The organism is Nocardia sp. NPDC006982, assembly GCF_042869435.1.
In the GTDB taxonomy this organism is placed as follows: Bacteria; Actinomycetota; Actinomycetes; order Mycobacteriales; family Mycobacteriaceae; genus Nocardia.
The window spans coordinates 1-14,111 of sequence record NZ_JBIAFV010000021.1 but is presented as its reverse complement, the minus strand read 5'-3'; the positions used below and the strand labels follow the sequence as shown (position 1 = coordinate 14,111).

The following is a 14,111-nucleotide window of genomic DNA, read 5'->3' as shown; positions in this document are numbered from 1 at the left end:
GCCGGGTCGACCGGCCTCGATTATTGTGAGCTCCACTCGAACGGACGAGGAGTGTTACCGATGGAGAGCAGCAGGGCCAAGATCGCCGGTCCGGTAATCGCCGCGGGCGCAGTCTCTCTCGGACTCGTTCTCATCGGCGCCTGCGGAATCGGCAAGCACGACACCTACGTCGCACCCCCGCCGATCAAATCCGCCAATGACGACGCCGTCCCGGCAGTGCGCTACGGCACCAGCACCTCGGCGGCGCCGAAGGTATTCATCCCGCCGTCGCCGAGCTGGCAGGTCGCGCGCCCGGGACCGCCGCGCAAGTCGGTCGATTTCACCGTTCCACCGTCGGCCCGGCCGGAATCCACGACCCGAGGGACAGAGACCTCCCCGTCGTACGCTGTGCCGCCGCCCGCTTTCACCACCGAGATCGAGCTGCCGCCGACCACCCAGTCGCGTCCTGCCGTCGACCCGACCATCGAAGAGCCGCCGACGACGCGCCGCGTGCCGACGGCCACCTCGCCGGGCCTCAGCGACGACGAATAGCAAAACGGCGGCGCGTACCTCGTACGCGCCGCCGTTCGGAACTACCGGACCCTACAGCTGCGGCAGGTCGTAATCACCGACCTGCGCACTGAGCACCCGCAGATGCTCCAGCCCGCCGCCGAGCGTGCGCTCGATCGCGGTGAGCCGAGCGACGTAATGGCTCACCGGGTACTCCGCGGTGACGCCGATGCCGCCGTGCATCTGGATCGCCTCCTGGCCGATATGCCGAGCCGACCGGCCGACCTGCAGCCGCGCCCGCGACGCGACGACCGCGTCCACGGAGCTTGCGGAGTGGCCATCGGACTCAGCGTCGGCACTATCGGCCAGCGACGCATTCACGTAGAGGCTCATGCTGCGCGCCAGTTCCAGCGAGACGTACATATTCGCTGCCCGCTGGGTCAGCGTCTGGAACTTCGACAGCGTGACGCCGAACTGCTTGCGCGTCTTCAGATAATCCGTCGTCAGCCGCAGCGCCTCTTCCATCGCACCGATGGACTCCGCGCACAGCGCGGCCTGGGCGTGCCCGATCGTGATCTGCACCGCCTCGGCGGCGTCGATATTGTCACCGAGCAATTCGCCTGGGACCTTGTCGAATTCGATCTGCGCGCCGCGCTGACCGTCGAGCGTCCGGTACGCCTTGCGCTGCACTCCGGCCGCATCGACCAGGAACAGTCCGATGCCGCCGGTCGGCAGCACCGCGCTGACCACCAGCTCATCGGCGCTGTCACCGTGCGGAACCGGATTCTTCAGGCCCGTCAGCACCCACGAATCCCCCTGCTGCACAGCGGTGGTCGCGAGTTCGGTGGACGGCCAGCGCACACCGGGCTCGGCATGCGCGAACGCCAGCAGTTTGGTGCCGCCGGTCACCTCGGGCAGAATCCGCTGCCGCTGTTCGGCACTGCCGACCCGCGCGACCAGACCGCCCGGCACCAGCACCGCATCCAGCAGCGGTTCGGGTGCGAGCCTGCGCCCGATCTCCTCGAGTACGACCATGGTCTCCACCGGACCGGCGCCGACGCCGCCGTCCTCCTCGGTGAAGCTCAGGCCGAGCACGCCGAGTTCGGCCAGCTGGTTCCAGACATCGCGGCTCCAGCCGAGTTCGGTGTCGGTGACCTTCAGGCGGGTCTCGGGATCGTAGTTGCGGGCGAGCAGGTCGCGAACCGTGTCGCGCAGCATGACCTGTTCATCGGTGAGTTCGAAATCCATGGCGGCGCCTCACAATCCGAGGATCGTGGAGGCGATGATGGTGCGCTGCACCTCGCTGGAGCCTCCGTAGATGGTGGTCTTGCGGTAGTTCAGATAGCCGGGGCCGCTGCGCTGCGCCCAACCGGGCGAGGCGATATCGGCGGCGTCGACCGGGAGTGCGTCCTGGCCCGCGATATCGAGCAGCAGCTCGGTCGTGGCCTGCTGCAGTTCGGAACCGCGCAGCTTGAGCACCGACGAGGCCGGATTCGGCTTACCGTCCGAGGAGTTCGAGACCACGCGCAGCTGGGTCAGTTCCAGTGCGAGCAGTTCGTTCTCCAGTTCGGCGATTCGCGCGGCGAAGACCGGATCCTCGAGCAGGGTGCCCGAACCCGACTTGGTCTGGCGCGCGTAATCCTTCGCGACACCGAGCTTGACCTTGGTACGACCGACACCGGTGATGCCGGTGCGCTCGTTGCCGAGCAGGAATTTCGCGTAGCTCCAGCCCTGGTTCTCCTCGCCGACCAGCTGATCGGCGGGCACCCGCACATTCTCGAAGAAGACCTCGTTGACCTCGTAGCCACCGTCGATCAACTTGATCGGGCGGATGGTGACGCCGGGAGACTTCACATCGAACAGCAGGAAGGAGATGCCCGCCTGCTTCTTCGGCGCATTCGGATCGGTGCGGACCAGGCAGAAGATCCAGTCCGCGTACTGGCCGAGCGTGGTCCAGATCTTCTGGCCGTTGACGATGTAGGAGTCACCGTCGCGCACCGCGGTGGTGCGCAGCGAGGCCAGGTCGGATCCGGCGTCGGGCTCGGAGAAGCCCTGGCACCACCAGATATCCAGCGCGGCCGTCGGCGGCAGGAAGCGCTCCTTGATCTCCTGCGAGCCGAATTGCGCGATCACCGGGCCGACCATCTGGGCATTGAACGTCAGCGGCTCGGGCACCGATGCCAGCTGCATTTCGTCCTGCCAGATGTGGCGCTGAATCGGCGTCCAGTCCTTGCCGCCCCACGCGACCGGCCAGTTCGGCACGGCCAGACCGTGGTCGTTGAGGATTTTGTGCGAAGTGACGATGTCCTCGCGGGACAGCTCGTGGCCGTATTTGACGCGGTCACGGATGTCTGCGGGGATCTCGGTCCGGTAGAAGTTCCGCAGCTCGTCGCGGAAGCCCACCTCGTCGGGCGTCAGACTTAGTTTCATACACATCTCCCGGTGTGTCTCGTACGTCCGCGTCAAACCTACCCCCCGGTAATCTCGCACTGTCGAGTGGGTCACAAGGGCAGATCGGGGATGTGTCGCGCGCCGGCCCTCAGCGGCCGGTGCGGTTGGTTGTGAGTCCCTGGGCGGCGTAAGCGACGAACTGGTACGTTGCTGCTCGTGGGGCGGGGCTATCCCGGTGTTCGGTATCGAGGAGAACGAGTGAACGGCAGATCCATCGCACGCGCCGCCGCGGCAGTGACCTCTCTCGGCATCGGTGCGGTCCTCGCCCTCACCGGTACGGCGGTCGCCGAGCCATCCACCGTCGATACCGGACTCGAACAGCTCACCACCGATGCCGGATCCGATCCGGCCGCGCAGGCGGGCGTCGGCGCGCTCAGCCAGTTCACGAAGCTGGTGGATATCGCCGAGCTGCGCAATGTCTCGGCCGCCTTCACCCCGTTCGCCTATGCCGCGCCGACCTTCGGCTGCGGCAGCGTCGGCCCGGTCACCACGATCATCGCGGCGGCCTCCACCGACGGCTCCAACCCCAATGGCGCCGCGGACCCGCTGCCCGGCACCCTGCGGTTCAGCGCGACGCCCGCGCATTCGGGCGCACCGCTGTCCTCCGGGCTCGTCGTGGCCTGGCTGAACGTCAATACCGGCGCGAGCGGCCTCACCACGCTCGACGACCGGACCGAATACAACATGCCGACGCTGTCGAAGACCGTGACCAGCGGTCCTGGCACGATCATCGCCTCGATGTGGGGCATGATCGACTACCCGTTCGCGCACTGCGTGATGACGCCGACCGTCGGAATGTTCTACGTTCCGGATCGTCCAGTGCTGCCGCCGGCGCCGGCACCCGAGGGCGCCGCACCGGCACCGGCAGCCTCGACTCAGGAACCCGTGGCGCCGGCCACCCCGAACCATGCGGACTCCGTATCGCGGGACGAAATCGCGCACCAGAACAACTGAGCGCTCAAGCCACCTTGCCGAAGAACGCCCGGATATCGGCGACGTGCATATCCGGCAGTTCCATCGGCACGAAGTGGTTTCCGGTATTGCCCTCGGGCCAGTGCGCAATGGTGTTGTCGCGCTCCGCGAGTCGCAGCATGAGTGCGGAACCACCCGCGTAGACGCCCGTCGGTACCGCCTTCTGGCCGGTAGGCCAGACGAATCCGCCGTCGCCGAGTCCGTTGTACATCGGCCAGGACGACGTCCCCGCCGTGTGGGTGAACCAGTACAGGCTGATATTGGTCAGCAGATGATCGCGGTCCATGACATCCTCGGCCAGTTCGGCCAACGGAGTGAACTCGTTGAATTTCTGCATCAGCCAGGCGAGCAGGCCCACCGGCGAATCGGTCCAGGCGTGCGCGAAAGTCTGTGGCGCGGCACGCAATAGCACGTGGTGGTTCACGCCGCCGGACATCCAGCCCTGCATCTGATCCCATTCCGCGCGTTCCTCCGGCGTCATGGTCGGCACATCGGCCTCGGTCGGCATGCCGATACCGCCATCGATATGCACACCGACCACGCGATCCGGTGCGATGAGGGCGATTTCAGGTGCCACGTAGGCCCCGAGATCACCGCCCTGGGTGCCATAGCGTTGGTAGCCGAGCCGGTCCATCAACTCGACCCACATCTGCGCCACCCGACGCACCGTCATCCCGGTCTCGTTCGGCCCCTCGGAGAATGCGAAACCGGGCACCGACGGGACCACCACATGGAACGCCTGCGCCGGATCGAGTCCGTGGGCGCGCGGATCGGTCAGCAGACCAATGGTTTTGGTGAATTCGACGAACGAATTCGGCCAGCCGTGGGTCAGGATCAGCGGCAGCGCATCGGGCTCGGGCGAACGCACATGCAGGAAATGCACGTCCAGGCCGTCGATTTCGGTGACGAACTGCGGGAACTCGTTCAACGCCGTCTCCTGTGCCCGCCAGTCGAATCCGGTGCGCCAGTACTCGGCCAGCTCCTGCAGATAGTCGACCGGGACACCGCGCTCCCAGCCCTTGCCCGGCAGTTGCGCCGACCAGCGGGTGCGGGCCAACCGGTCGATCAGATCGTCGATATCGGCCTGCGGAATGTCGATACGGAAGGGGTGGATCTCGTTCATCGGGTGACTCCTAGCTCTCGGGTACGGAAACTACGTTAGGAACCAACTAGGACAACCCAAGTCCTAGTTATCTGGAATCCTGAAATCATGAACGACACCCCCGCCCGCCTGCTGCGCCTGCTCTCCCTGTTGCAGACACCACGGGAATGGCCGGGCAGCGAACTCGCCGATCGACTCGGCGTCACCGACCGCACCGTGCGCCGCGATATCGACCGGCTGCGCGAACTCGGCTATCCGGTCGAGGCGACGATGGGCGCGACGGGCGGTTACCGGCTCGTCGCCGGTACCGCGATGCCGCCGCTCCTGGTCGATGACGAAGAGGCGGTCGCCATCGCGGTGGGACTGCGTGCCGCCGCCGGATCGGCCATCGTCGGTATCGAGGAGGCCTCGGTCCGCGCGCTCGCCAAGCTGGAACAGGTGTTGCCCGCCAAATTGCGCCGCAGGGTGCGGGTGCTCGGCACCGCCCTGGTGCCGCACACCGACGACGCCCCGGCGGTCGATCCCGAGGTGCTGAGCGCGCTGGCCGCGGCCGTAACCAACAGGGAGCGGGTACGTTTCGCGTATCGGGGCGAATCCGATGCCGAAACCCGTCGCCATATCGAACCGGTCGGGCTGGTGCCGTCACGGCGTCGCTGGTACCTCGTCGGCCACGATGTGGACCGCGACGACTGGCGCATCTTCCGAGTCGATCGCATCGACCGACCGCAACCCACCGGAGCCCGCTACAGCCCGCGAGCGCTGCCCGCCGCGGATCCGGCCGCCTATGTGGCGGGTCGCCGAACCGATTGGGGCACGCCGTCCTTCCGCGTCCGCGTGACGATCCAGGCACCGATCGGCCGGGTCGCGGGCCGTCTCGGCGACTCCCCCGGCGATATCGCACCCATCGACGACGACTCCTGCCGACTGGAGGCCACCCGCGACGACGACCCGGCCTGGTTGGCACACCGCCTGATCGAACTCGGCGCGGACTTCCGAGTCCACGAGCCGCCCGTCCTGGTGGAACGGTTGCGCACGATCGCGTCCCGCATAACCGACGCCGTCACTTGATGGCCGACGAAGCGATGTGCACGATAGGAGTCCGATTTCCGAACCGGAGGCTGAACCGTGCTCGACGCCGACGACGTGCGCCGCATCGCGTTGTCCTTTCCCAAAACCGTGGAAAAGGAACGCTGGAACCATCCCACCTTCGATGTGGCGGGCAAAATGTTCGTCACCATCCCCGACGATCAGACCTCGGTCGCCATCCGCTGCCCCAGACACGATCGCGCGGAACTCATCGCCGCCGAACCGGGCAAGTTCTGGGTTCCGCCGCACGAGGCGTCCTCGTCCTGGGTCCGGGCCCGGCTCCGCGCCGTGGAAGATATCGACGAACTCTACGACATCCTGCTGGATTCCTGGCGTCAGGCCGCACCCGCCGATCTCATCGAGGACTGACCGATTCGCTCAGCGCGACAGCCGAATCCTCAGGATCGCGCCGCTCTCGGTGCCGGCGATGAGTTCGTCGGGGCGGCCGGGCACGGCGACCACTGATGTCATCGGTTCGCCGGTCAGCACCGCGCATGCGGTATTCGCGCTCGGATCGACCCGAACCAGCTGGCCGGTCAAGGTGGTCACGTAGAGCACACCCGCGTCATCGATGACGAAGTCGTCTGCGAAATCCGGAATTCCGGGTGACACCGTCAAGTCGGCGATCACGGCGACACGGTCCGGGTCCTCGATCGGGAAGCGCACGATCCGACCGAGCGGATTGCCGTTCATGCTGAGGTAGATCGAACTATCCCGCACCACAATCCCATTGGCGCCGGTGTACTTCGCCCGCGCGGTCCAGTCCGCATCGACGCCGCCGTCCGGACGGATCCGGATCACGCCGAGACTGGAGGCGACGTACAGATTGCCCTGCGTATCGAAGGCGGCACCGTTGGGCATGGTGAATCCGGAGGCGAATACGGAGGGCCTGGGATCGTTGGGATCGAAGCGCACCACACCACCTGGACGCACCACACTCGTCGGCGAATCGCCGAAGACGACATAGAGCAGTCCGTCCGGGCCGAGCCGAATCGCGCCCGGGAATTCGACCGGCACCGTCGCGGTCAACCGCCCCGCGCTGTCGTAGCGCTGCACCTCATTGCGGTACAGCCGCGATACCCATAGGTTGCCCTGCGCGTCGTACCCCACATTCTCCGACCAGTCGAGCACCGGCAGACCGGCGGGCACGGCCGTCGCCGCCTGGCCCTGCGCGCATGCGGCGACCGCACCGAGCGGCTGGGGCTCGGCCATGGCGACCGAGACATCCACACCGGCACAACTCAGCGCAAATGCGATGACCCACACTCGCACGTTCCGACGATAGGGCTTCCTCAAAGCGAACCTCGACTCTCTTGCCCGACCCTCGGCCGGGAGTCTAGCCACTTTGTCAGTTATGAACTCACCAGTAGTTATGTCAGGAACTCGACTGCGTCTCAGCGAGTTGCCAGTATTTACGGATGTCATTCTTCGACGGCGCGCGAGGCCGGATGCATTACCGGCGGTGGCCGGTCGACAACCCGGCCGCAGCTGCAGTGCTCTTGCCCGGAATGGGCCAGCACAGCGGCCATTACCACCGCTTCGCCCGCACCCCGAAATCCGTCGGGATCGAGGTGTGGGCACTGGACACCGCGGGGCACGGGTTGAGCGAGGGCGATCCGAATAATCCCGGCACGCTGATGGAACTGGTGGCCGATGCGATGCAGCTGATCGAGCTGGTCCGCGCGGAACTACCGGGTACGCCGCTGATCCTGATGGGCCACTCACTCGGGGCCGTCACCGCCCTGGGCATCCTCGGCGCGGCGGTGCCGGATCAGACGAGTGCGGCCGACGACTTGCACGGACTCGAGGCCAAGTACCCGCTGCAGCCGAGCCTGCCGCCGAGCGAGCTGATCGGGTTGGTGCTGTCCGGAGTGCCGAAGCGAGCACTCGGTGGCGGCGCACCCGGTGCACCCGGCACGCCGTTGCCGAGCACCCTGCCCATCCTCGCGGTGCACGGCATCGAGGACCGACGGGCGCCGATCGATGCGATGAAGGTCTGGACTCGCCGCCACGATTGGGTAAGTTTGCGTGAGTACGCCGACGCCGGGCACGACCTGTTGCACGAGCCGGTGCACGCGCGGGTCGCTGCCGACATCGCGGACTGGATGCAGGGTGTCGTCGTGGGGTTGGCGCACCGGTGAGTTGATCACGGCTGCGCGGGCAGCACGACGAGGAAGGGGGCGGCGAGATGTCGGACGTGACAACTCTGAATCAAGCGATCGACGATGGCCAGCTCTGGATCGATGGGGTACTGGTCGCCGAGGGTGCGCACGAACAGTGCGCCAAGCGCTATGAACAACTCGCCGATGAGGTCGATGCGCAGATCGCCGTATTGGGCGGGGCCACTTCACTTCCCGGCTTCGGCGGCTTCGATTCCGGTGCGGCGCTGCGGCGCGGCTTCGAGGACAAGGCCGACGGCGCGATCACCCGATTGCGCGCATACGCCGACGCCGCGCGGGCGCTCGCGCAGACCTTCCGCGCGGCCGGAGCGGCGTACACCCGGGCCGATACGGATCTGGCAGCCGCGGTCGGTCGGGTCGAGGTGGCGGGAGCCGCGCATGCGTAAAATGCCGCACTCCGGTGAGAAGACGCCCATTCGGTATGCCGACCCCAGTTATACGGACCCCAACTACGCGCAGACCGTCGAAATCTTCGACAACCTGTCGCATCGGGAAATTCACGACGGTGTCCAGCTGATGAATCCGGTTGTCCTCGCGGCCGGACAGCAAGCGTGGCAAGGCAGTTCGACCGGACTCGCCACCGCAGTCGAGCAGGCGCACAGTGAGATTCGGGCCGCGATGGCCGATGGCTGGCGCGGTGCCGCGGCGGATGCTGCCGCCGATGCGGTACGCGAATTCGAGCGGCAGGGACAGCAACTCGCGGATGTCATGGCGGCGGTCGGTCAGCGGCTCGGCCAAGCGGGCGATGCCGCCGAGGCACTGCGCGCGGCCGTTGTCGAACCATCCAGCCAGACAACGGATCTGGCCGGTGCACTGTTGGATCCGGCCAAGGCGACCGAGAACACCGCCACCCAGAAATCCGCCGATGGCACCCGTCAGGATGTGGTGCAGGCGATGGACAGCATCTACACGAATGTGTTCGTCTCGACCGGTTCCGGTGTGCCCGCCTTCCCGGATGCGGTCACCGCCGACGTGCCGCAGTCTTCCGACACAACATCAGCCGCGCAGGTGGCCACAACGCCCGTATTCGACACCGGTACGCAAACCCTCACCACCCCAACGGTTTCGACGACCGCGCCGGTGCCGACCACATCGCACACCACCGTCGAGCCGGCCGCGACGACTCAACCGGCTGGTGCGCCGACCACCGTCACTTCGGTGAGCCCCGCCGCCGACACCGCACCTGCCGCCGCCAAACCCGTTGTGCCGATAGCAGATTCCCCCGCATCGACCGCACCCGCCGCAGCCACCACACCGACGACCACACCGGATCGCCCGGTGCGACCAGGTACCAACGCACCGGTGACCACCGCCGCGTCCACCTCGGTGGTCGCCCCGACCGTTCCCGGCACCTCGAACACCGACGACGAACGCAAACGCGATGAGCGCAAACGCGATGCGAGTGGCGATGCCATCAACGGCGTCGGCGCGGGCGCGGTCGGCGGACTCATGGGCGGCGCCATGGTCGCGGGTGACAGCCCGCGCTCCGGCATGAGCACCAGCGCTGCCGCCGCCCGCGCCCAGGCCCGCGAAGAGGACGAGTACGACGACGACTACCACTTCTTCGACGACGATCTGACCTTTTTGGAACCGGCCGATGACGGCGGTGAGCTGATCGGCGATATGGATCCGACGACGCCCCCGGTCGTCGGCGAATGGACCGAACTGGAGTGAACTGGACGCTGACCCCGGACCAGTTCGCCATGGCCTGGGCCCGCACCGATGGCGACCGCATCCCCTACCCGCTCGCCGTCCGCCTCTCGGCTCGCGATACCACCGAGCGCGCCGCGCAACTCCCCGCCCTGAACCGTTGGTGCGACGAGACTCTCGACGCCGATCTGGAGGGGGCACTGCGGGTGCTCGCACGCCCCACCGTGCGCATCGAGGTCTTCGGTGAACGTGGTACGGCAGAGCCGTCGGCGGTCGATGGCGGGCCGAACGGAACGGTCGAGGCGACGGGTTTGGTCGAACAGACCGGTCCCGTAGTCGCCCAGCCCGGCATCGCGGCCGAATCGCGTCCGGTGCGTGTACTCGGTGCGATCGCGGGAGATATCGCGGTGGTCGCGGCGCAACGTGCGGGTGCGACCACCGACCGCGGCGGCGATATCCGGCTGTTCGTCGACCGCGTGAAAAACCTTTCCGCACGGATTACTTCGGTGCTACCGGAGAATTCGCCAGGCGCCACACCGCAACTGACCGCACCGCTGGCCCGAGTCACCGAGGACAGCCGGGATCTGGTGACCGTGCCGGTGGCCGGACCCACCACGCCGACCCGGATCCGCAAGCTGCTCAGGCAATCTCGCGACGGCATCGGCCAGATCGTGGTGTCGGTGCGCCGAGCCGACGGCGAGCTGCATCCGTTCGGCGTGCTGTGCTGGATCGACGTGGTCGGCGACGGCAGATACTCGGTGCGCACCGGGGCCGATGTCGATATCGTGCCGGTCACCGCGCAGCGGTTCACCGCACAGCTGCGGCCGATGGTCACCGCGGCCGAACGCACCCTCGCCTTGGCCGAACGCTGGTGAAGTTCGCCTACGTGACAACTGATTTCGCAAGCACATGGGTAACTCCATGTACTCGCATCGAACCAGCGTGCGATGGGTGTCGTTGTCAAGAGTTGGCAGCGTTGGGTGTCGTTGGTTCCGTGAGCCTCTGAGCTGCGGATACATTGCAATTCGGCCCAGTGCTGGCTGTGATATCGATTACTGGCGTTGGCGTGCGCTGGTGTCGTTGGTTGACGTCGGCCATTAAATGGCGGGTTTGATGGCAAGCCGCGACGGCTGGCCAGCAACCATGCCGGACATGAGCGCACGGACAAGAGTGCAGTTTTGCCATCGGATGGGGGTCGACCCCTTGCAGTTGGTCCTGTCGTAGGTTCGCGCCCCGGGCAGGGCGTGTCGAACATGGGAACGGGGACGACCTGCGGGTTTCGGGTGGGCGGCTGGTTATCGAAGCGGATTACCAGCTGTAGTGACGGGTGGTGTCTCTTGTTCTGTTGGGTCTCGCCCGGTACGACCAATAGCACGGGTAGTTGCGTCAGCGGCTCCCGCGCCGCCGGGCGCGACAGTCGACCCGGGATTTGCGTCAAGATTTGCCGACACTCGCGGTCCGGATCTGCGCCGGGTCGGCGCGGAGTCCCGCGCCGACCTGCGTTCGATCACCGTCGTTCTGCGAGCGATCCAGTCTTACATCATGCCGTTTGGCTCGGATATGGATTAGTCGTCGAGACGAAAGACTCGAGGCCGAAATCCGGCGGGTGCATGCGGACAAATTCGGTGTCTACAGGGCACGGAAAGTGTGGCTGCAACTGAACAGAGAGGGAATTGCGGTGGCCCGCTGCACGATTGAACGACTGATGCGGCGGATGGGTCTACGTGATGCCGTGCGCGGGAATACCAAACGACCACGATCCCAAACCCGACAGCGCCGCGCGGGATCGGCCATAACGCCGCTCTACGCCAGCTCGGCAACCGGCTTGTCGGAATCCTGCACGGCTGCCTGAAAACCAAGACCCTCTACAGCCACACAGCGTCCCTGGTCAACCGCTACCAACACCTCGCGGCCTGACTCCCTTGACATCAAAGCTCCTGAGATGCCCTGACACGCAGGGGATCGTTCTACGTTGACTTCGTTGATGACATAGATATGCTGGCGCGGCACTGTAGGCGGATCTTCCGCGAGATCTGCTCGACTGTGGCGCGCAAGCTTGCCTGCTGTAACGGGCAACGATTGTTGATCGGTCACTCCCAGCGGTGCGGGGCTTTGCCCCCGTGCCGAAACGTGCGCGCATTGCCCACCCCGACGGGTGAGAGTTTCTCGCTGTCCCCAACATTGGGTCGCTGTGTGACCCGTTCCGTAGTCGATGACTCAGCGTGTCGGAGCACCAGAGTGACAGCTGCGCCTCTGAACCGTTTCCAGGACAACAGAACTGAGGTAGATAGAGTTGAACCTGCATTTCCGTCAAGCCCTGGGTGGGCGACGTCTCGCTGCCGCAGTGAGGTCAGCGAGCAGGATGTTGGCTGCGGCTGCGACGACTCCGTTGGTGCTCATCACAGCGATCGCGGTTACCGCCAGCGGCCCCGCCGCCGCGGCGCCCGCAACGAATATGCTTTTCATCGCGCAGAATGGCAACGGCACGGCGGTTTCGCTGCCGGTGACCGGCGGCACGCCCACCACTCTGACCCAGGGCCTGGACCATCCCTATGGGGTGGCGCTCTCCGGCAATACCCTCTATATCGCCGTGCCAGGCAACGACACGATCGTTTCGGTGCCGACCTCCGGCGGCACCCCCACCACCATTGCCACGCTGCCCGGCGTCAGCCCATTCGATATTGCCGTGTCCGGCAACACCCTCTACGTCACCGAGAGCATCGGTAACGTGGTTTCGTTGCCGGTGACCGGCGGCACGCCGACCATTCTGGCTACCGGCTTGCCGAATCCACAGGGTATCGCCGTGTCCGGCAACACCCTCTTCATCGCCGAAAACACCGCCGCTGGGGCTGTGGTGTCGTTGCCGGTGACCGGTGGCACGCCCACGACCGTGGTCTCCCTGCCCAACCCCTCCGCAGTCGCCGTGTCCGGCAACACCCTCTTTGTCACCGAAAGCGCCGGACCTGTGGTTTCGGTGCCGATGACCGGCGGAATACCCACCACCCTGACCACCCTGAACCTCGGCCAAGATATCGCGGTGACGGACACCACGCTGTACATCACGGTAAGTACCGGCGAGGTGGTCTCGCTGCCGACGACCGGCGGCACGCCCACTGTCGTCGCCAGCGGTTTGAGCAACCCTGCCGGTATCGCGGTGGGACCACGGTCCAGCGGATGCTTGGGTTCGATCTGCCTGCCCACCGGTTCCAGCGGCTAGCTCTACTGCCCACGGACGTTGGTGACGGCGTAGCGAGCTGACGTGACGAAGACCTCCGAGTGAAGTGCGAGCTGTCTGGGCACGCATTCACCTATCGGAGGTCTTCGTGTCTCGCGATAGTGCCCCGTTGTTGAAATGGATTGTGGTCGAATCAGATTCGTTGATATCGCGTATCGGGTCCCGGTTGAGCCTCGGGCTCATGGGCGGGAGTACGTGTCGGGGTTGCCGGTTGCACCGACCAAGCGTGCGAGGTGGACGGAATCTTCTGCACGCTGTTGCGGTAGGTGTCCAGATGAAACGGCAACGTGTAGCCGTCTGGGTTCTGCTCGTCGGGGTTGCCGGAACACCGGTGAACCGTCGGGAAAAAAACCAACGCGTCCGGATCACCGAAACCGCGCACACCGGCCATCGTGCCGAAATAATGATCGAACGAGCGATTCTCCTGCATCAGCAACACGGTTCTGCGAGCACCCGCCGCGCATTCACCGGCATCGCCGCGACCGCAGCGGCCAATGCCGTCGTGTTCGGACAGTAGCCGGATCCCTCCCGGTCCCAGGCATCGCAGCCGTGGGCCGGAATTGCCGACACTGTCGCTGGCCGACCTCGCGTCCAGTCCGGTTGCATCCGTTGCACTTTCAACAGCCCAGCCCCGCGATACGTCTCGGCAATCAGCGGTACCCAGATCATTTCGGCAGCACGCCGGAGTTCTCGTTTGTGATGGCCAACCAGGTCGAATGACGATCATGGTGACTGCGGCGACCTGGACTTGTCGGTGCGAGTGCGTTCGAGGTCCTACCCGAAATTCTTTCTCCGACTGGGCGATCGGGAACCCGGCACCGTGAACGCTCGATGATGGCCACCATGTGTGACGGGACACTGCCACATACGGTGGCCGGGAGGTGAAACCCTCCCGGCCACTCGTTAGAGCACCTTTCGCTGTCTACCGGTACACAATGCCGGAAAA

Annotated in this window: 13 protein-coding genes and 3 pseudogenes; 11 read left to right on the top strand and 5 right to left on the bottom strand. The window is 65.9% G+C overall.

Translation table 11 applies throughout. The features are described 5' to 3' along the window. Positions 1–60 precede the first annotated feature (60 nt). Complete coding sequence (locus ACFYOW_RS43235; RefSeq protein WP_387296860.1) at positions 61–531, top strand: hypothetical protein; 471 nt, start codon at positions 61–63, stop codon at positions 529–531. Positions 532–582: 51 nt separating this feature from the next. Here ACFYOW_RS43235 and ACFYOW_RS43230 read toward each other — a convergent pair whose 3' ends face one another. Beyond that, entirely contained in the window at positions 583–1,737 is a 1,155-nt protein-coding gene (locus tag ACFYOW_RS43230; RefSeq protein ID WP_387296858.1) for an acyl-CoA dehydrogenase family protein, read from the bottom strand. Positions 1,738–1,746: 9 nt separating this feature from the next. Further along, positions 1,747–2,919: an acyl-CoA dehydrogenase family protein gene (locus ACFYOW_RS43225; protein ID WP_387296856.1), complete on the bottom strand. Its 1,173-nt coding sequence runs from the start codon at positions 2,917–2,919 to the stop codon at positions 1,747–1,749. Between the two features lie 219 nt (positions 2,920–3,138). Between ACFYOW_RS43225 and ACFYOW_RS43220 the strand changes: the two genes are divergently transcribed. Then, positions 3,139–3,894, top strand: a complete 756-nt coding sequence (locus tag ACFYOW_RS43220) for a hypothetical protein (RefSeq protein ID WP_387296854.1) — start codon at positions 3,139–3,141, stop codon at positions 3,892–3,894. Between the two features lie 4 nt (positions 3,895–3,898). Here ACFYOW_RS43220 and ACFYOW_RS43215 read toward each other — a convergent pair whose 3' ends face one another. Then, positions 3,899–5,035 (bottom strand): epoxide hydrolase family protein, encoded by a 1,137-nt coding sequence (locus ACFYOW_RS43215; RefSeq protein WP_387296852.1) that lies wholly within the window; start codon positions 5,033–5,035, stop codon positions 3,899–3,901. A gap of 87 nt (positions 5,036–5,122) precedes the next feature. On the opposite strand from ACFYOW_RS43215, the gene ACFYOW_RS43210 reads away from it, so the two are divergent. Next, entirely contained in the window at positions 5,123–6,082 is a 960-nt protein-coding gene (locus tag ACFYOW_RS43210; protein WP_387296850.1) for a helix-turn-helix transcriptional regulator, read from the top strand. 57 nt (positions 6,083–6,139) lie between these two features. Further along, entirely contained in the window at positions 6,140–6,469 is a 330-nt protein-coding gene (locus tag ACFYOW_RS43205) for an MmcQ/YjbR family DNA-binding protein (RefSeq protein WP_387296848.1), read from the top strand. Positions 6,470–6,478: 9 nt separating this feature from the next. On the opposite strand, the gene ACFYOW_RS43200 is transcribed toward ACFYOW_RS43205, so the two are convergent. Beyond that, positions 6,479–7,372: an SMP-30/gluconolactonase/LRE family protein gene (locus ACFYOW_RS43200; protein WP_387296846.1), complete on the bottom strand. Its 894-nt coding sequence runs from the start codon at positions 7,370–7,372 to the stop codon at positions 6,479–6,481. A 146-nt stretch (positions 7,373–7,518) separates the two neighbouring features. On the opposite strand from ACFYOW_RS43200, the gene ACFYOW_RS43195 reads away from it, so the two are divergent. The 7 genes and pseudogenes from ACFYOW_RS43195 (at position 7,519) to ACFYOW_RS43165 (ending at position 13,147) form a co-directional block, all read left to right on the top strand. Next, positions 7,519–8,241, top strand: coding sequence for an alpha/beta hydrolase (locus tag ACFYOW_RS43195; protein WP_387296844.1), 723 nt, complete (start codon positions 7,519–7,521; stop codon positions 8,239–8,241). Between the two features lie 47 nt (positions 8,242–8,288). Continuing rightward, on the top strand, positions 8,289–8,666 hold the full coding sequence (locus ACFYOW_RS43190) for a hypothetical protein (RefSeq protein WP_387296842.1): 378 nt from the start codon (positions 8,289–8,291) through the stop codon (positions 8,664–8,666). After that, on the top strand, positions 8,659–9,954 hold the full coding sequence (locus tag ACFYOW_RS43185; RefSeq protein ID WP_387296840.1) for a WXG100 family type VII secretion target: 1,296 nt from the start codon (positions 8,659–8,661) through the stop codon (positions 9,952–9,954). Before ACFYOW_RS43190 ends, ACFYOW_RS43185 begins: the two co-directional genes overlap by 8 nt. Continuing rightward, a complete protein-coding gene (locus ACFYOW_RS43180; RefSeq protein ID WP_387296838.1) occupies positions 9,936–10,805 on the top strand; it encodes an ESX secretion-associated protein EspG in 870 nt (289 codons plus the stop codon). The genes ACFYOW_RS43185 and ACFYOW_RS43180 overlap by 19 nt, the downstream gene beginning before the upstream one ends. Positions 10,806–11,503: 698 nt before the next feature. Beyond that, positions 11,504–11,683: pseudogene (locus ACFYOW_RS43175) on the top strand (IS3 family transposase); the annotation flags it as partial. A gap of 38 nt (positions 11,684–11,721) precedes the next feature. Further along, a pseudogene (locus tag ACFYOW_RS43170) lies at positions 11,722–11,847 on the top strand (IS110 family transposase); the annotation flags it as partial. 475 nt (positions 11,848–12,322) lie between these two features. Continuing rightward, a complete protein-coding gene (locus ACFYOW_RS43165) occupies positions 12,323–13,147 on the top strand; it encodes a hypothetical protein (RefSeq protein ID WP_387296836.1) in 825 nt (274 codons plus the stop codon). 229 nt (positions 13,148–13,376) lie between these two features. Here ACFYOW_RS43165 and ACFYOW_RS43160 read toward each other — a convergent pair. Further along, positions 13,377–13,639, bottom strand: a pseudogene (locus ACFYOW_RS43160) (alkaline phosphatase family protein); the annotation flags it as partial. Positions 13,640–14,111: the final 472 nt, after the last annotated feature.